The sequence below is a fragment of the Microbacterium luticellae genome, assembly GCF_050408645.1.
Classification (GTDB): Bacteria; Actinomycetota; Actinomycetes; order Actinomycetales; family Microbacteriaceae; genus Microbacterium.
Map to the genome: position 1 here is coordinate 116,351 of NZ_JBNTKE010000005.1, position 17,401 is coordinate 133,751.

Annotated in this window: 14 protein-coding genes and 1 pseudogene; 5 read left to right on the top strand and 10 right to left on the bottom strand. The window is 56.1% G+C overall.

The features are described from left to right. Positions 1-11 precede the first annotated feature (11 nt). Positions 12-476: a hypothetical protein gene (locus ACQUSW_RS12325; RefSeq protein ID WP_428932601.1), complete on the bottom strand. Its 465-nt coding sequence runs from the start codon at positions 474-476 to the stop codon at positions 12-14. Between the two features lie 958 nt (positions 477-1,434). On the opposite strand from ACQUSW_RS12325, the gene ACQUSW_RS12330 reads away from it, so the two are divergent. The 3 genes from ACQUSW_RS12330 (at position 1,435) to ACQUSW_RS12340 (ending at position 3,134) form a co-directional block, all read left to right on the top strand. After that, positions 1,435-1,662: a hypothetical protein gene (locus tag ACQUSW_RS12330; protein ID WP_428932602.1), complete on the top strand. Its 228-nt coding sequence runs from the start codon at positions 1,435-1,437 to the stop codon at positions 1,660-1,662. A gap of 1 nt (position 1,663) precedes the next feature. Further along, positions 1,664-2,434 carry a Fic/DOC family protein gene (locus ACQUSW_RS12335; RefSeq protein WP_428932603.1) on the top strand — a complete coding sequence of 257 codons (771 nt, stop codon included), beginning with the start codon at positions 1,664-1,666 and terminating at the stop codon, positions 2,432-2,434. A gap of 436 nt (positions 2,435-2,870) precedes the next feature. After that, positions 2,871-3,134 (top strand): glutaredoxin domain-containing protein, encoded by a 264-nt coding sequence (locus tag ACQUSW_RS12340; protein ID WP_428932604.1) that lies wholly within the window; start codon positions 2,871-2,873, stop codon positions 3,132-3,134. Positions 3,135-3,401: 267 nt separating this feature from the next. Here ACQUSW_RS12340 and ACQUSW_RS12345 read toward each other — a convergent pair whose 3' ends face one another. The 5 genes from ACQUSW_RS12345 to ACQUSW_RS12365 are packed head-to-tail and all read right to left on the bottom strand — an operon-like array spanning position 3,402 to position 9,068. Then, positions 3,402-4,826: a purine-cytosine permease family protein gene (locus ACQUSW_RS12345; RefSeq protein ID WP_428932605.1), complete on the bottom strand. Its 1,425-nt coding sequence runs from the start codon at positions 4,824-4,826 to the stop codon at positions 3,402-3,404. A 31-nt stretch (positions 4,827-4,857) separates the two neighbouring features. Next, positions 4,858-6,366, bottom strand: coding sequence for an FGGY-family carbohydrate kinase (locus ACQUSW_RS12350; protein WP_428932606.1), 1,509 nt, complete (start codon positions 6,364-6,366; stop codon positions 4,858-4,860). A 2-nt stretch (positions 6,367-6,368) separates the two neighbouring features. After that, positions 6,369-7,418 (bottom strand): alcohol dehydrogenase catalytic domain-containing protein, encoded by a 1,050-nt coding sequence (locus ACQUSW_RS12355; RefSeq protein ID WP_428932607.1) that lies wholly within the window; start codon positions 7,416-7,418, stop codon positions 6,369-6,371. Between the two features lie 25 nt (positions 7,419-7,443). Further along, the gene (locus ACQUSW_RS12360) at positions 7,444-8,292 is read right to left on the bottom strand and encodes a class I fructose-bisphosphate aldolase (protein WP_428932630.1); all 849 of its coding nucleotides are present in this window, start codon (positions 8,290-8,292) and stop codon (positions 7,444-7,446) included. Then, positions 8,292-9,068 carry a GntR family transcriptional regulator gene (locus tag ACQUSW_RS12365; protein ID WP_428932608.1) on the bottom strand — a complete coding sequence of 259 codons (777 nt, stop codon included), beginning with the start codon at positions 9,066-9,068 and terminating at the stop codon, positions 8,292-8,294. The genes ACQUSW_RS12360 and ACQUSW_RS12365 overlap by 1 nt, the downstream gene beginning before the upstream one ends. A gap of 608 nt (positions 9,069-9,676) precedes the next feature. Between ACQUSW_RS12365 and ACQUSW_RS12370 the strand changes: the two are divergent. Both ACQUSW_RS12370 and ACQUSW_RS12375 read left to right on the top strand, forming a co-directional pair. After that, positions 9,677-10,570: pseudogene (locus ACQUSW_RS12370) on the top strand (relaxase domain-containing protein); the annotation flags it as partial. Between the two features lie 336 nt (positions 10,571-10,906). Then, entirely contained in the window at positions 10,907-13,291 is a 2,385-nt protein-coding gene (locus tag ACQUSW_RS12375; RefSeq protein WP_428932631.1) for an ATP-dependent DNA helicase, read from the top strand. Positions 13,292-13,294: 3 nt separating this feature from the next. Here the strand turns inward: ACQUSW_RS12375 and ACQUSW_RS12380 are convergent, their stop codons facing one another. The 4 genes from ACQUSW_RS12380 to ACQUSW_RS12395 are packed head-to-tail and all read right to left on the bottom strand — an operon-like array spanning position 13,295 to position 17,170. After that, positions 13,295-13,759 carry a DUF4913 domain-containing protein gene (locus ACQUSW_RS12380; protein ID WP_428932609.1) on the bottom strand — a complete coding sequence of 155 codons (465 nt, stop codon included), beginning with the start codon at positions 13,757-13,759 and terminating at the stop codon, positions 13,295-13,297. Continuing rightward, positions 13,759-14,115, bottom strand: a complete 357-nt coding sequence (locus ACQUSW_RS12385; RefSeq protein WP_428932610.1) for a hypothetical protein — start codon at positions 14,113-14,115, stop codon at positions 13,759-13,761. The genes ACQUSW_RS12380 and ACQUSW_RS12385 overlap by 1 nt, the downstream gene beginning before the upstream one ends. A 50-nt stretch (positions 14,116-14,165) precedes the next feature. Beyond that, positions 14,166-15,980 carry a type IV secretory system conjugative DNA transfer family protein gene (locus ACQUSW_RS12390; RefSeq protein ID WP_428932611.1) on the bottom strand — a complete coding sequence of 605 codons (1,815 nt, stop codon included), beginning with the start codon at positions 15,978-15,980 and terminating at the stop codon, positions 14,166-14,168. Next, positions 15,977-17,170, bottom strand: a complete 1,194-nt coding sequence (locus ACQUSW_RS12395; protein ID WP_428932612.1) for a hypothetical protein — start codon at positions 17,168-17,170, stop codon at positions 15,977-15,979. The genes ACQUSW_RS12390 and ACQUSW_RS12395 overlap by 4 nt, the downstream gene beginning before the upstream one ends. Between the last annotated feature and the right edge of the window lie 231 nt (positions 17,171-17,401).

A 17,401-nucleotide genomic window follows, 5' to 3' on the forward strand; every position in this document is an offset into this window, starting at 1 on the left:
GATGCGAATCATCATTTTATATCGTGGCTGACTGTGACCTCGTTGCCGTCGAACCTGATGCTGAGAGTGGCCCCATCGGGAAATTTCTCACGCAGCGCACTGGGGCTGCTCGGCGTTACTGTGAACGTAACAACAGCGTCGATTAGCTCCGGTGCGCAACTACCGCGCGCAGGTGTCTCAATTACAACAATGAGGCAGTGATCTTCATCCGCGGAGGGATCGGCAACCGTAGACGTTCCGACCATAATGGAGTAGAAGTCGTCGTACCTTGTCTCTGTACCCATTCCAATGGAAAACTCTTCAGGCCAGGGCGCTAGTGAAGCCTGCAAAACCTCAACTCTGTTACCTTGTTTTAGAGCCCAGGATGAAATTCCCCAGATTGCAAGAATAGTTATCGCAATTGCAGTTACACCTAATAGCCATCGCGACAATGGAAATTTTTTACAATCCATCCTGACCACGGATGATTTGTTCATTATGCCTTTTCACTGTGGGACTGAGTTCAGCTGAACCGCACGTATCCGAGCGGGGTTCCAGCAGGGCTCACTGTGCAGGTAGTATTGCCGGGACACGCTATCCAGTTCAGATTACTCGGTCCAACCAAAGCGTTAGTAGAAATTCCATTTCTATACCAGTTCCAAGGAGTAATTCCCGGTCCGCTCCAATCCCCACTGCCACACCAGTGCAACGTATAAGCCCCATGATCGGAAGTGCCTTTTGGGCTAGAGGTGTATGGGCAAGTGCTAATGCCGGCAAACGCAACGATTGGCGGGTTGACTGTCGTTGTTGTGCGATCTGGATGTGACTCTGATCGCAGGACCGCTTCTTCGATTTGGTCTTCTGCCGACTGATCGACGAGAACGGCGCCTCCGTAGCCGCCACTGTCGAAGTCAAGTAGAACTTGGACGTTCTGAGTGGGGCTGGCTTGAGAAATTATCTCCTCAATCTCGGACTTGGTTTGTGTGGCCCCGAACTCTTTCATTTCTTCAGTGTCTAACAGTTTTTCCACATGGGGGAAACCGTACTGATCGAACTGAATGTTAGATAATTGGACATCTGGTTTCGGGGGCTCATCGCCAGCCATGGCGGGGGTAGCGAGAGAACTCGCCGCGATCACGACCATTGACGCTAATGCTGCGAGTCTAAAATTTCTTCTACGTTTCATTACTGCCCCTATCGTGTTCCGGGCGGGCGCGATACAAAACTTTGCAGTTTACCCTACCGTTTGAGCAGAGGCTATCGACAACCGCCTAAGCGCATACCGTATTGTTATGCTTTTGTTACCCGCATTTTGGAGTGTTACCGAGTTCCTGCCAGATCGTGTTCCTAAGTGTGAGCAAAGGAATTATGTGGGAAGGCTCATTGCGACGAGTTTTGTTCTCGTCGAACGTCTTGATCACGCGACATGGTTCACTAGACGGAGGGGTGGCCGACATGGCTGGATTTAATGTTGTAGCAATGTGGCCGGAGTTGTTCGAGGAACTTGACGGCGAGCAGCAGGCTTCCGTCCGTCAAGTCTTCGCGACCGAGCACCTCTCAGGTTGGGAGCCCGATCGTGCGGCCGTCGCAGACCTCGTGGAGTTCACCCTCGGGCGCATCGACTTCGACGCCTATCTGAGCCGCGCTGCGGAGCGTGCAGCCGCGCACCATCCCGCGAGCTGACGTGGCTGCGGGCTGGGAAGCTTGGGAAGCTTACTTCTATCCCGAAACGTACGACACCACCACCCGTCAGGGTACGCTCCGTAACAAGTTCGGTGAGCGTAATGCTCACCGTCTCGACGTCCGAGAACGGGCGGCGACAGCGGCGCGAGCACAGCAGCTCGCTGCCGGGCTCGTGCAGATCGATCGCACCTTCGATACCGAGCATCTGCAGCAGATCCATCGACACTTGTTCCAAGACGTCTATGAATGGGCGGGCGAGCTACGCACCTGCAGGATGCGAAAAGACGAGGATACCGAGTTCGCACAGCCCTGTCGCGGCGAGGTTCTCGACCTCGTCCACCAGGTGCAGGAGCACATCCAGACGGTCGACTGGAGCGTGATCGAACGGCGCCGCTTCGTGAACAACGTCGCCGTCATTGCGGCATTCATGAATCAAGCACATCCGTTCCGTGAGGGAAACGGACGCTCGACCCAGTGGTTTATGCGTCATATCGCTGAGCAAGCCCGGTTTCGGATCGACTTCGCACGCGTCAACCGCAACGACTGGAATAACGCCTCCGCCACCAGTAGCCCGCAGCCGAATCGTGCCTGGATTGACCCACGTCCACTGATCCCGCTCATCGACGACGCAACGGTCGACCACAATGCGGGGCGTTCTCGCCAAGATCCGGATGGTTCCATGCCACGGATCCGGCGCGATCCGGGACCTAATACTGGGCCGTCTATAGAACCACCATCCGGTACCCACGGAAGTGGACTGGGCCTCAGCTGACTTGTGGCCATTTCCTCGATGGTCATCGTCGTGGAAGCTACAGATCACGAACATCTCGCCAGCGAAGCTAGCATTCGACGAAATCTGCTCGTCAGAACCCGCTCCCTTCACCAAGCTCCCATAGACCGGCCATGCGCCAGTCGGCCAGGGAGAGAAATATATGAACGATAGAGCTTCGACAGGAAGCAGCGCCGCTACACCGGTGCCCTCGGGTATGGAAGCAGTACGGCGTGGAGTAGTCGCGCTGTGCGCGACCCCCTTTTTTTGCCTTGAAGCCTTCGGCAGCATACAGCCGTCGGCTCTCCACGCAAGGGGCTTTCGCAGCATATCCTCCCTCGCTCCGCTCAGTCCGGTATTCCACGGTCCCCTTGCGCTCCGATTCTCTGGCTTAGCGGCACTGATCGTGCCTTCAAGGCAAAAAATCAGGAGGAAGACCATGAATAACAACGGTAGTTCTGCAGGTCAGGTGACGGTCTTCAGTCGCGAGGGTTGTGTGCAGTGCAACGCGACCTATCGTGCGTTCGAGGCCAAAGGGATCGCGTATGAGGTGCTCACTGTTACCGAGGCCGTTGCCGATGATCTTCGTGAACTGAGATTTCAGCAGCTACCGGTAGTGAAAGCCCCCGGGATGAAGTCCTGGAGTGGATTTCGGCCTGAAAAAGTCGACAAGCTCGCCGCGATCCTCGGGAATACGCGATGAGCAACTAACTTATCGGAGATCTGGAGGCTGCCGAGGGCAAAGTACCGCACGAGGTGCCACCGACTGCACCGTCACTCAGTAAAGAGCAGTGTTGGAATCGAGGCCTGTGGGTTCTCTAACCGGATTACACGCCGATGCTCCGGAGCCTGCCGATCTCCGCACCGCTGTTCCTCAATTGGCTCATGGCTACGTCCGTGCTGTTAGCTAGCGCCCTACAAGAACGGGCGAGGCTCCGCAATCAGGGTCGTTTGGGAGCCTCGCCTCGTTTCACCGCAGCTGTCCGAGACCAGGCCGTTCAGGCTCTGGTGCCTTCTTGGCAAGCAGTAGATAGACGAGGAAGCCCATTATGAAGCCGATCGGGATGCTGAGGTTCACTCCTCCGCTCGCTTGCATTAAGGGGCCAGTGAAGACACCCTCGACTTCCGCCCAGAGTCCGCCAAAGATCATTCCTCCTACTTGCGCGACAACTGCCGACCATCGAACCCCGCCGATACCCCAGTACATCCCCTTGTTTGTTGGAGTGGGGAACAGAGATTCGGCATCGTATTTGCCCCGACGAGCTATCCAGTCGCAAAGGTACACGCCTGCCCATGGCGCTACCCAGAGGCCAAACAGTGACAAGAACACACCTAAGGCGTCTTCGAAAGTTGGAGCAAGTACCGCGAAGAACGCGATGGTTCCTCCGACGATCAGGTCGAAAAAGACCGCGCGTGTGCGTCGCACTTTGAGCCCAAGTGTCTGCAGATTCAGTCCTGACGAGTACATTGACGATGCGTTGATGGATAGCAGAGTGAGGATTGCAATGACTACATAGGGGACGAAGAACACGTCGGGCAGGGCGGATGGGATTCCTGAGATCGGGTCCTCAGCGAGAGGTGTAACCGATGCGACAGCGGCACCAAGGATTTGGAGTGCAATGATGGGGATGCAGTTCCCGATGACCACTGCCCACCAGATGCGACGTGAACTTGTGTTCTTCGGAAGGTAGCGCGTGTAGTCGCTTCCCGTGCCGGCCCAGGAGAATCCGCCAGACGCGAGCATGAGCATGATTCCCGCAAATAACGCAGCGCGTCCTCCTCCGCCTGCGAGGCTCGAGTAATCCGCATTTGGAAGAATATAGATGGCGATCGCGCCGAATGCGATAAAAAAGATTGCAGTGAAGTACTTCTTCACGAGCATCAGGGCTTGATAGCCAAGTCGAGGAAGCAAGAGTTGAAGGAGCGCCAGACAGATCAGGAGGGCAATTGTCCCTGGCATCCCGATCTCGATGTCGAAGTACCCGAAGACGCTCTTAGCGGCCGCTACCATTAGCGCCAGTCCAATTGCTTCGAATCCAACGATGGATATCCAATTGAGGAACGCGTAGCCCCGCGCTGCGTTTGGTCCGAATGCCGCACGGGAAATGACCATCGTGCTTGTTCCGACTTTTGGCCCTTGAAGACTTGTCAGCCCGAGCACTGCGTACGAGACGACGTTTCCGATGATGATAGCAATGGTTGCCTCAGCGAGGGAGAGTCCCATTGCTATTAGGACAGGGCCGTATACGACAGCGAAGACACTCATATTGGTGCCCGCCCAAAACCAAATGAGGTCTCGTGGGGAGCCGTGTCGCTCATTCTCCGGGACTAAGTCAATGCCCCGTTGTTCGACTGTAAACGCAGTCGCTTCGGTATTGCTGTTTTGCTCTTTCATGTGATCTCCTTTGACCGAAATTGCGGTTAATCTAGGTGGTCGTCATCTGCCCAAGCCTGTGATTTATAGCGCGTGTGTTGTGATCGAGTTGCCGATACTGCTCATAGAGCGCGTCGTACTGTGTCGATGCCTCAGCATCCGGGGTGACAGTTTTGATCGGCTGACTGTGTGGGATTGGCTCAAAGTCTGAATTCAATGCTTTGTGTGCCAAAATTGCGACGCCGAACGGAGCTCCGGACCGGGATGATGTAATCGATTGCGTGACACCGGTGCAATCGGAAACAATCTGCATTCCGAGTGGATGGCGTACGCCACCGCCTGACGCAATCAGCTTCTTTGGCGCTACACCTGCGCGAGCCTTCAGTTCTTCGAGAATGTGGCGTGCAGCAAAGCCTTGGGCTTCTAGTCCGCCCCTGTATAGATCGCCCACTCCGTGCGACAGCGTGAGTCCGCAAATCACCCCTCGTGCGTCCGGATCGAAGATCGGGGTTCGTTCTCCCGAGAAATACGGCAGGATAAGGAGACCGTTGCTGCCAATTGGCGTAGAGTCCGCGAGTTCGATTAGCTCTTCAAATGGCGGATCGCCCGCAATACGCCGTAGCCAACTGGTTAGCGCGCCTGCGCACGAAGTCACGCCTCCGAGAAGATGTCTTCCCGGCCGGAGACCGACACAAGTCCAGATTTCCTTACCAGGTACCACCTGATCCACGACGATATTAAGTACGAGCGTTGTGCCGTATGTTATAGCGCCGTCACCCACTTCTGTGGCATCAATCCCTGCCAGCTCTGCAGCAAAATCGATTGCACCCGCGATAACCGGAGTTCCTTCTGCAAGGCCGGTGATCCTCGCAGCGTTCGAATGGATGTAGCCGACTATTTCATTCGGCCACTTGAGATCAGGCAGCAAGTGCTCCACACCGAACTCGCGAACCAATTGAAAATTCCAATCGTTATTCCACGGGTTGTAAAGGGGATCCCAGAGACTCGCAGATGTGTGATCGAGGACGTACGCGCCGGTTAGCCGGTGAACGACGTGCGTATGGGAGGTGTGGAGTTGCTTAGTCTCACGCCAGATCGCCGGTTCTTCTTCCTGCACCCATGCGATCTTGGGACCGACTGATTCAGAACTGAGCGAATGTGAGCACAAATTCTGAAGCGTTTCGTCGGTATATTTACGAGTGAGTTCTCGCACCTGACCCGCTGAGCGGTTGTCCACCCCGTACAGGATGCCTTTACGCAATGGTTGGCCACGGCTGTCGACGGGAAGCAGACACGGGCCGAGCCCGCTTACGCCCACCGCAAGGATCTGTCCATCCACACGCTCCGTTGCGGAGCGAATAAGCCTGGCTGTGGGCCGCCACCATACGTCGTCGGCGTCCTGTTCCGCCCAGCCGGGCGCCGGGTACTCTGTTGCGTGCTCAGAACTGAGTTCGAACTGAACTCGCCCGTGCCTGTCGACGCAAACCAGCTTTGTGCCGGATGTGCCTATATCAATACCAAGGGTGACACCGGTTTCAATGTTCTTCGTAGAGGCAGCCATAGCTAGAACTCCGAATCGGGAAGTACTGCAACTTTGATGCCCTTTCCGGATGCGGCCATGTCGATTGCTGCTTGGGCGTCCGATAGCGAGTACCTGTGGGTCAGCATCGAGACGACCTCGACCTCCCCGTTAGCGATGAGCCGAGCGGCCGTTCTGAACTCTCCAAGGGTCGCGTCAGCATTGCCAATGACGTCGAGTTGGTTGTAGTGGATGGCGTTGAGGTCAAGCTCACCGATCCCCGCATGGCCAAAGCCCGCGAATAGGTTGATCACGCCGCCAGGACGCGTGCTGTAGATTGCCTCATTCGCCAACTCCGTTCGTCCGATACAAATAATGCTTACGTCGGCTCCTTCGTTGTTCGTCGCCTCCTGCACGAACGCTGCTACATCTGTCTCCAAGGGGTTGATCACGCTGGAGGCACCAGCTTGACGAAGAGTTGTCGCTCGCGCCGGATCTGGCTCGCTCACAATTACCTGCCCCGCGCCAGCTCTAAGTGCAAGCTTGGTGTGAAGCAGGCCAATTGGGCCTCCTCCAAGGATGAGTACTGTTTCGCCGACCTTAATGTTGCATCGAAGATGTCCATGAAATACGCATGACAATGGCTCGCTGAGCGCCCCGACTTCTGGTGGAAGATTCTCTGGCAGTTCAATCAAGTTGCCGTTTGCGACCGCTTCTTTGGGAATGCGCACGAACTCAGACATGGCACCAGGGAGCTGGTACCCGAAAATTTTCACGTTCGGGCACAGGTTCGTTTGCCCGTTAAGACACGCTGTGCACTTTCGGCAGACAATCCAAGGAACGACTGAGAAAAACTTCCCGATAAGATGCGATTCCTCAGAGCCTCCCACCTCAACGACATGTCCTGTGAACTCATGTCCTATCACGACCGGCCATTCCACTCCGCCGGTCTTCTCGCCGGTGTAAATACGCACGTCGGACCCGCAGAGGGTCAGTGCGGCTGTCTTCAAGAGCACATCGCCCGCAGCGAGTTCTGGGATAGGTACGTCACGTTCCACGAGACGACCCGGTGCTTCGAGAATGAATTGTTTCAAGGTTCCGTTCCTGTCCAATTAGTTGTTAGAGCTGGCTAGTGTTTCCGAGCGGAGCGCCTGCGCTTTCCATTCGTTCACGAGCTGACTTGATGTCACTGTCGTGCACTACGTGACGCAGCGCGCTGATCGCAGCGAGAGGGTCCGGGCGATTCCATACATTGCGCCCGACCACAACGCCCCGAGCGCCGTGTTCCATCCACCTGGAGACCTCTTCTAGAAAGTCAGTACCGTCTCGTGGCGTTCCTCCGAGCACCAACACGGGAACTGGGCTCCAATCGACAATTTCCTGAAGCACTTTCGGATCATCTGGTGCCGGGATCTTGAGTACATGAGCACCGAGTTCGACGCACAATCGTGCCGCGTCTGCGATCGCTGTGTCGCTCTTGCAAGCAGAGTTCTGGCCCCAGAATGCTGGCTCGAGCATCAGCGGAATGTCTGCCTTTTCCGCCTGCGTGATTCTTTGCGCGATATTGCGGAGGGCGCGTCCCCACGCGTGTGTGTCAGTTAGACCGAGCGGGAGCAACATCTTGCACATTTCCGCACCAGCGTGAAGAGCATCCTGCGGTTCCCACGGAGAGATGGTGGAGTCCAGCGGGTCGCCGCTTCCGATTTCAGCGCTGAAGACGGGAACGTCAATTCCCGAACAAACGGTCGGTGACTTTTCGGAGAGCTTCCCGTACGTGACGTTGTAGACACGGCTCAGCCCGATAGTGAGTAAGAGCGAATCGGCTTCGGAGCCCGACAGCTTCTTAAGCATGCCGGGGACGTGCTCACCACCGACAATTGCGCCCTCAGTCCCGTGGTCGAAAGCTACCATCACGCTCCGACCGGTTGTCTCGTCAAAGATGGCTTCTGTTCGAGCCTTGATCTTCATCACAGCACCGCCTTAATTCTTACTGTCTGACTGCCACGGTCGGTTCGAGTCCATGCCCGCGAGTGTTCAATGCATACGCCTGTCTCGTTGTATGTGAACTGATCGTGGACCAACACCGCGGCTCCATTGGGCAGCCCAAGCCTGCCCGCCAGGCTCTCCGATGCGATCTCAGCCGAATACGCGCGTTCGGCATACGACAAAGAAACGCCCCACTTCTCACGCAACAACCTGTGGAACGGTGAAGACGCCAAATCATCTTCACTAAGAGACTCGATGCCAGGGACCTCGTCGAGAAGCACTTCAGTCGTGATGAGCGCCTCGGGCCCTTCGAGCAACGTCCTCAGACGGGTGAATCGCATGACACTGCCACCGCGGAAGGGACCGACTTGTTCGCTTTCCGCCACAATCTGAAGCTCAAGAACATCGTCTACGAAATACAGACCAAGCCTCTCGAGGCGCTCGCCATTAGACAGCAGCGATCCATGCAACCCGTTCGCTTCTGAGTCCTCGGCAGAGTTGGAGGCAACAAAGGTGCCTCGACCGTGAACCTGCACTAGAATCCCCTCTTCCACCAAGTCGCGCAGCGCCCTTCGGACTGTCCCTCGCGCAACTCTGAGGTCGACAGCAATGTCGGCTTCCGCACGGAGTTTGTACCCGGGCGGCCAAAAATTGCCGCGAACGTTGCGTCTGAAGTGATCCGCAATCTGCTCGTGCAGAGGGATCGCAGTGTCCCGGATCAGCTCGATTGGGGCTTGACCACGAAGCTCTTTGGACATCCCACCTCCAATATACGTCTATGTACCTATGTAGAGGTACACTAACGTCCAGTTCACTGCAATGTCAAAAAATTGGAAAAATAAGAAGAAGGCATCGTATTTCCAGCAAACCTCGATGCCCATGAAGGTGAGCGGCTCGAAGCGCTCCCAAGTGACTTCCCTAAGCAGTCGTTCATAGAACACGTGCTGCAGATTCTGAATCGAACTCAGTAGACCTCAATCTCAATTCAGGAGCTTCTCCCCCACTAGCAGCCTCTCGTTCCGCTGTTCGTACTTGCTCCACCACGTCGTCTGCTTCCAGATGCCAACCGACTCACAGGCCGAGTTCCGATTCCTGTCAGTTGTTTCGGGATGTGCGGCGTGTGCGGCGGGACATCTTTCCTCGCGATCCAGAGACGTGAAGCGGCCACAGCACCGACTACGATTCCGGGACAACAACGCAGAGAACGTGCACGAACAAATGACCGACCGAAAGTGAAGATGGCGAAAAATCTAAACATCTCAGCACCCGTACCCAACGGCTAGACGTAGCCATAACGGCCACATAGGACAATAAGAGATTGCAATGCACGCAGGCACTTGGAGTGAATTGGCGCTACGCTAGCCTCATGCGCGGTGGTGTTGCCCGGTGGAAACGAGGCCTCGGAGGGGCTGGAATATCGTCAGCGGCCGCCTACGCTTTCGGCGGAGCATGCGACTCTGGAACACACGAAAGTGTCGACGCAACGCAAGGGACGATCGCAGCGGCCCGGTACGCGGGCGCGACCGTAGAACGGCGGGTTGTCACGGATAAATCAACTGCCATTGATCGATTGACTGTTGACGAACTACAGACATGGTTCTCCGGAGCTGATCCCGCTACTGGTCAGCACCGAGGTCGAGATCTGCAGTCACCGTCAACCGATTTAGTATTCGATGCGACTATTAACGCTCCCAAGAGCTACAGCCTCGCAGCCGTTTTAGACCCGGAAATCGCTGTTGCTTATGAAGCCTTTCAAGACCGTCTGCGCGACCGGATTGTGCAGATGTGGCTGAGGGAACTTAACGCGCGCCGCGGACGCGGTGGTCTTATTCGTGAAGAGCTGGCGCAGATTGAGGTCGTTGAGCTTCGCCACGAACGTTCACGCGCACTCGATGCTCATAAGCATCGACACCTGTGGTTGAACGCCAAGGTCCTTGGGCGTGATGGGAAATGGTCATCTCTAGACTCTCGCGTGATGTTACGGTTCCAGAATCTGGTCAACGCCGAGGGGGACTTGGCTGGCCGGACAGACCCTGAGTGGATCGCGGCCCTCGCAGCAAAAGGGTACACACTCGATGACCGTGGCGAGATAAAACAGTTGAGTAAAGTTGTCCGGCCACTGTCACGCCGGTCAAGTCAGATCGAAGCGAACCGTGCCGCACGGCTCGCTCAGTGGCGCGCGAGTAACCCTGGCCAGGAGCCTGACCACACTGTACTGACAGCAATTGACCGATGGGCATGGGCCCATCAACGACCGGACAAGCCAAACCTAGTTGACGAAGACGAGTGGACAGACACCGTTCGGCGAGAGATTGCCGATATTGACCCTGCGCTGTTGTCCGGTCATAGAGCATCTCCTGCCCCAATTAATGCGCTGTCCATCGCGGACATTGACCGGGACGATTTGGCCGCACAAGCTGTCGCCGACGCTGACAGGCGTGCGGCCGGGACAGGTGGACGTTTCTCTCAGTTTGACCTGCGTGCCGGTGCGGTCCGTGCCGTGGCTGCGTCCGGAGTAGTGGCAGAGCGGTCAGCGCTGACCGAACTCATAGAAGACGTGACAGAACGTGCGGCCAACACGGGAACAGTGAGTGTCTTGGACATTGCAGACGTGCCCGGACATGTGAAGCACCAGATGGCAACTCGTACGGTCAGTACAAAAATTGCTTTGGCCGATGCCTTTGACCAGCTAGCTACGCCTGGAGAGACAGTTCCAGCCCAGACAGTGTCAGAAGTCGCCAGTGAAATGCTGCCAGCTGACCGTCCATTAGATGCTGGCCAGATTGCGGCAGCTGGTGCAATCGGTGGCAGTGACCGGCTTGTCACGGTGACCGGACCCGCTGGTGCCGGAAAAACGACAATGCTACGTGTGGCCAAGAGTCTGTTGGACAACCAGGGTCGTCGCTTGGTTATTGTGGCACCGACCAAAAAAGCTGCGTCTGTTGCCGGACGTGAGGTTGGTGCAGAGTCGTCCAGCCTGCATGCGTTGCTGCATGATTGGGGTTTCCGTTGGTCGGACAGTTCGAACGGTCAGGTCTGGACGCGCTTGGTACCTGGACAAACTGATCCGGAAACAGGCCACGCCTATGGCGGACCGCATCACTTTGCTCTACGCAGAGGCGATCGAATCGTGGTCGACGAAGCTGGGATGGTTGATCTAAACGCAGCTCAAGCGTTGGCCAGTGTCGCAAAAGATGCTGACGCTGGAATCGCGATGGTTGGTGACCACCTACAAGCTTTGCCTGTAGGTCATTCCGGGGCGATGTCACTGATGCGAACCCGCTCCACGGCCGCTGTCGAGCTTTGTGCCGTGCACCGTTTCAAGGACCCAGCCTGGGCCGATCTTTCTTTGCGGTTACGTAATCCCGGCGATGATCTCGACGCAGTCGCTTATCAAATCGTTGAAGACGGCCACGCGGTGGTCGTTGCGACCGAAGTGGACGCTCACCGGCACATGGCTGATGCATGGATGGAGTCGGCTGGCCAGGGTAAGCGGCTGGCCATAGTAACCGCGACTCATGAAGATGCACAGATAGTGAATGATTTAGTGCAAGCGCGTCGCCTCGCTGCAGAACAGCTCGATACGACGTCTGCCGTCGGCTTGCAGAACGGACAAGTTGCTTATGTCGGTGACGTGATCCAAACGCGTCGAAATGACCGGAACATGAACGTTGAGAACCGTCAGCAGTGGGTTGTCCAGTCCATCAGTGCGGGGCAAGACGGTGCGTCTTCGTCAATCACACTCGTTTCATTAGAAGACTCCGGTGTCTCACGAGTAGTGGATGACTTTTATCTTGCTGAACACTCGCATCTCTCGTATGCGTCGACTGTTCATGGTATCCAGGGCGAGACTACAGATCGATCACTCGTGGGGCCCGGCGTCGATGCCGCAGGCTTGTACGTGGGGCTCACGCGAGGCCGTGAACACAATGCGGCTGTCGTGATTGGAGATGGTAATGCGGCTGCGCGAGAGCAACTTATGCAAGCCATGCAACGTGGGGCTATCGAGGCCACCCTGGATGACTCGCAGTCAGCTGCTCGGCGGGATTTGGCGCATGCTGCTCGACAGGCTCAGATTCCAACGGTCGATGGCAAAAAGTATGCTCCCTGGCATGACAAGACCGCCCGACCGTTCGGCGATTTGGTTAACATCGATCACTTATTGACTGAAGCGGCAGATCAAGAAAAGAGTTTGTTTGAACAGATAGCGCGCCTTTCCGACAAGATCGCCATCGATCAGGCCGCGCTCAACGAAGCTCAACTCCGACTAGCGGCGTGGGATGCTCGTAAACATGCGTCTAAAGTCGGCGGAGGAGCACAGGCTGAGGCTCCTTTACTGATGTCGACAATTGATGCGCTTCAGGAACGTACGCACACGATGCGCACGGAACGGAACGAACTAGCGCAATCGTACCGCGCGCTGACGCAACGAATGTCTGCGTTACACCGTGAAGTTAGCATTCGCAAGCGACTCGGCAACCAGGTGTCCGCATACGAAGACGATGCTCGACGGCGCCGACAAAATCACAATGATGTCGAAACTGTTCCGGCATGGAATGACCAAAAGCTTCGCCCTCTTGGCCATGTAGCCGCACTGAGAGCCAAACAGCTATCGACGGCTGCGGAGCTCGCACGTATCACTGCTGACGCCGAACAACGTGCCTCAGCAATCGCAGCAGTTCAGGAAACACTTCGACGTAGCAAGGTCTCAGCCGATGAAGCGATCGACAGGGCCCAGTGGGAGCGCGCGGCACGGCTACTGCCTCATGCTCAAGTCGCTTATGACCGGGTTGTCCAACGGCGGTCTGAGCTCACTCAGTTGATGCGGACGATTGATGTTGAGATAAGTATTCGTGAGCAGTTGCATCGCGAATCGCCTACCAGGAGTAGGCAGGAAGCATTGGATCGATCTTCACAAGCATCCAAGACCGGGACACCTCGTCTTCCTCAGCATGAGGTCGACAGCATCTCAACCGGCTAATGCTCAGAGTGATTCTGGTATTTCCGGCAGAACCCTTACGAGGTCTGCCCGGTGTCCACCTTCACAGCGCGAACGCATCGTTGAACGCTGCAGTGCAGCAGCGTATCGCTCGTGCCAGCCGACGGGCCCGTACCCCGCGTCCGCTGGGTCAAAAGCCACGAGCCACGCCGTATGAAGCGCGGATAACTCCTCGATCAAGTCCCCGTGTTGCCACCAACAGTCAGGGACGGTGCGGGTCTTTACCGCATACCGTGGAATTAGCCATTCATGCACCCACTCAACAAGTGCACGGGACGCATTAATGCGCTGCATTCCCGTGATTTCACGCCAGTTGACTATTACTTGAGGGTCCAGCGCTGATTCTCGGTGACGATCGGCCAATGCTTCGGCACTGAACTCCGTGTCGTTTTCAAGACGATCAACAAGTTCTTCCATCGTCATATTTTCGTCGTCGTTGAACTCGACCATCACAGCCCTTTGAGATAGTTCACTATACGGGCGCGTAGCCCTGCAATTACTCGTTCATTAGCTTGTCGCCGAGTACTCGCAGAGCCCGCTGCAGGATCGGCGTCGAGCGCGCGATGAAGCCATTCATGACAACGCGGATGAACAGCGACGAGATCGCCGTGTTCTTCATTCGCGAGCCAAACACCGTTGCCTATCTCCTGCACACCTGTGTAGTCGAGGTGGTGCAATTCAAAATCGCGCTTAGAGCCGCTCTTCATACACACGGCACACTGGATTTTCCCAGCACGCTCTTGCTCCGTTTTGAACCAGCGATCGCGCCTGGAAAACCAGGCTGTCGATCGAAGATAACTCGTCACGTACTTCTTTCCTGCTCTACGTCCCGCGCTCAGTCTTCTATACGGCGTGTTCATACCCGGCGACCCTCTTCGTCGACCTCGACCAACTGTTTAGAGTTTCTTTCCATCTGCTGCCGAGAAAACACCAGTTGCTGCGCTAGTTCCGTCTGCTTACGCCCTGATTGCACAGATCGAGCATCTTTGCGATCAGTCCACTTTTGCAGATCAAGCAGCACGGGGCGAAGGTTTTTTGCGATAAGTAACCCAAGTGATTGAGGCATGCGCCTTATCTCATCGATACCGATCAACGGTTCCTTCTCTTGCTGCACTGAAGTGCCTACGCCTTGTTCGCTATACGATTTTGACTGCCGCCTAGTTGCTCGTTGTCCGGCCAAAGCCTGGATCTCTCCGAGGAAATCATTGTCGCTCGACCCACCTAGTTGGATCTTGACGGTAGCCGCCCCGAAAATTGCATGCATCCCTGCAGCTGACCATACAACTTCGGCTTGCTTGCGCGACTGGAGAACAACGATCGGGCAGATCCCTCGACCTCCCCCGTCCGACATGACGTTTGGCAGTTGCGGCCACACAAACATATTCGCTATCTCGTCCAAGATCAGTCCTAATGGCGGGTCGATTCGGGACTCCGGAGATGCCAATGCTTTACGGCGTGCGGTCTCCACGATGTCGTCCAGAATTGCTGCGAGGTATCCCCCGGCAGCTCCGGAGCCGGTTTTTGTGCCGATGAGGTATAGCGTGTTCTGTCCACTGAGGAATTCCAGCGGATCAAAAACGGGTTCTCCTGGGCGCGGCATCATGGCTTCTGCAATTTCAGGAATTCTTAACGGTGCTACCGCTCCACTGACGCCGAACCATATATTTCCGAGTAGTCGAGGATCACCCTCGATAACGTTCGCCAGTGAAGCAGCCCAGCTGCTTGGTGCGTGCGGGTTTGATGAAAGCGCGTCGACCGCTTCCATCGCCATTTGTGGGGCCGAGCCCCAACGAGCGAGATCTTCAACGTCAAATCCTCCAAGTGCCGCGGCACACAACAGAGACGCAAGCTGAGATTTTGCTTGCTCTGCCCACTCCTCATTCTGTCCGCCCACCATTCCTGCTCCTGCGATGAGTACGGCCGCTCGCTGTGTTGCAACGAGCGGGTCTTCACAGCCTGTGATTGGTGAAATTCGAATCGGATGTTCCTCACCCGAGAGCTTCTGCGGATCAAAGACAAGAACGCGGCCGAGTCGTGCGCGATGAGCTTTCGTCACACGGAGGTTGTCTGTGGTTGTCGAGGTGGTAACCAGAGGTCCAGGCCAGTCCAAGATCGCGTTGATCAGCACCCGAAACCCTTTCCCAGAGCGAGGAGGCCCGAGTAGCACCACCGATTCTTCGACGGACACCCACAGCGGAATCCCACGAGACTTACCCACGCACCACGCCACATCGTGTGCTTGTGGTTTACGTAGCTTCGCAACTCCAGGGCGTAGCCGGGTTCCTTGCCGAGCGACAGCTGTTGTTGACATTTGCTTGCGGAGTTCGGCTGTACGCGCGAAACCCACTCGGTAACGAAGATCTCGAAGCAACTTGGTGTCAGATTCTCGCCAGCGCACCCACAGCTCCCACCCGATGACTCCGAGCGCAATAACGCTGACGAGCATCCCTACGAAGCAAAGAATCACGGTGATTTGCGTTGTTGTGCAACCCGTCTCTGTGGTGGGGAGGTCTCCGGCAATAGCGCGAAATCCGCCAAGCAGCGCCAACGCTTTTGGTGATTGGCCACACGACACACGCACAGCCAAACTAGTTGCGACCCATAAGCTCAGTGCTGCTGCGGCTAGCGTGCCAGCTACGTACACGAACGCCTGTTCTCCCCTGTGATTCATGCCCCCGACCCACCGTGGTCCGTACGAAACACATTGAATTCGCCGTCCGATAGCTTGTTTTTCACGAGTGCGACCCGGTCGGCGCCAATCTGCCAAAGCGATTCGCCTTTTTTCAGCTCATTCTTTACGACAGCGCTCATGGTCTGGTTCCACCCGAGAACCTGGGCCATCGCAGGGATCTCACCCGGATGCTGCGAAAACGAAACTCTGGTCTCGCAGTCTGCAAGAAGGCCGCGTGCTTGGGTTTGCATGGCAGAGCCATGGTCTCCCAGGGCGTCCAGGTCGCTAAGCCGATGAAGAAGGTACCAATTCGACACTCCCATGTGGCGTGCGACTTTCTCGTCGGTCACGCGGTCTTTCAGCCCGGTCCCGCCGTATGCGTCATTCATCAGAGCAATCGCGGCTTCCTCATGCACGATAACTCGGGGTCTGACATTAGACCCTGTCGTCGCGTTGCGAACCCATCGCGAGGTGGCGAATCGTGTCAACGCTTGCATCTGTGGTGATGCATTTTTTAATGCTGACGTGTTGACGACCATCATCGGTGCAGTCGGGTCAAACATTACGGTCGAGATGCCGTCAAACATGCCGGCAAGATCACCCGCGACGAGACGCCGGAGAGTATGCGCGAGCTGCCGACCAGCTACGACGACATCTTCGTCCACTTCGTCTCCGTCTGGGGTGAGGTCACGAAGTGCTTGGAAAACGTGAACGACGGTCACGATGGTTTGCGTATCTAAGCTTCGGAGCGCTATATCGATGGCGGTGTGTTCATATGGCGGCAACTCGTGCGTTCGCCGCAACTGCTGGACTATCTGCGAGATAACACCGCGGCGATCTTGTGTGATGTGGTTACGCCATGCCTCACCAGACATGGTGGTGTCTCGTTCTCCTGCTTCTAGGAGGTTGATCTTAAATGAACCAGACAGATCGATGCTGATCGTTTTGCCACCGACGTATTCCGATACCCGTTCCCACTCACCATTTGGATCGTGTGGTACGGCGACATTACGCCCCATGCGACACAGTCTGGTCGCAAAGCTTTTGGCGAGCATCGATTTACCTGTGCCTTTTACACCGGTGATCGCTAGTGAGTGCGACTTCACGATTCCGGCGGTGTAGGCCTCCCACGGATCAAAGCAGAATGGTGAACGGGAAGATAAGTTTTCTCCGATATATGGACCGCGCATGATTTGGCCAGCTTCGGAGAGGAAAGGATAGGCTGCGGCCAATATTTTGGATGATGCTCGATGTGCAGGAGGGTCTACGCGTACGGCTCCTCGCATGTTCTTGGGAGCTCCCCATCCGGTCTTGGGCATAGCTGAAGGTGGCAGGACGTTAAACGACGAGGTTCCCCGGTCTCGTGACTGTCTATCTGCACGAATCCGAGATGCAACTTCCTTCTGCCGTTGTCGACGCTC

Coding starts and splice junctions, on each gene's coding strand:
- ACQUSW_RS12360 (WP_428932630.1), bottom strand. CDS start 8,292: ATGAAGATCAAGGCTCGAACAGAAGCCATCTTTGACGAGACAACCGGT.
- ACQUSW_RS12325 (WP_428932601.1), bottom strand. CDS start 476: ATGAACAAATCATCCGTGGTCAGGATGGATTGTAAAAAATTTCCATTG.
- ACQUSW_RS12365 (WP_428932608.1), bottom strand. CDS start 9,068: ATGTCCAAAGAGCTTCGTGGTCAAGCCCCAATCGAGCTGATCCGGGAC.
- ACQUSW_RS12395 (WP_428932612.1), bottom strand. CDS start 17,170: ATGCGCGGTCCATATATCGGAGAAAACTTATCTTCCCGTTCACCATTC.
- ACQUSW_RS12340 (WP_428932604.1), top strand. CDS start 2,871: ATGAATAACAACGGTAGTTCTGCAGGTCAGGTGACGGTCTTCAGTCGC.
- ACQUSW_RS12390 (WP_428932611.1), bottom strand. CDS start 15,980: ATGAATCACAGGGGAGAACAGGCGTTCGTGTACGTAGCTGGCACGCTA.
- ACQUSW_RS12380 (WP_428932609.1), bottom strand. CDS start 13,759: ATGGTCGAGTTCAACGACGACGAAAATATGACGATGGAAGAACTTGTT.
- ACQUSW_RS12345 (WP_428932605.1), bottom strand. CDS start 4,826: ATGAAAGAGCAAAACAGCAATACCGAAGCGACTGCGTTTACAGTCGAA.
- ACQUSW_RS12350 (WP_428932606.1), bottom strand. CDS start 6,366: ATGGCTGCCTCTACGAAGAACATTGAAACCGGTGTCACCCTTGGTATT.
- ACQUSW_RS12330 (WP_428932602.1), top strand. CDS start 1,435: ATGGCTGGATTTAATGTTGTAGCAATGTGGCCGGAGTTGTTCGAGGAA.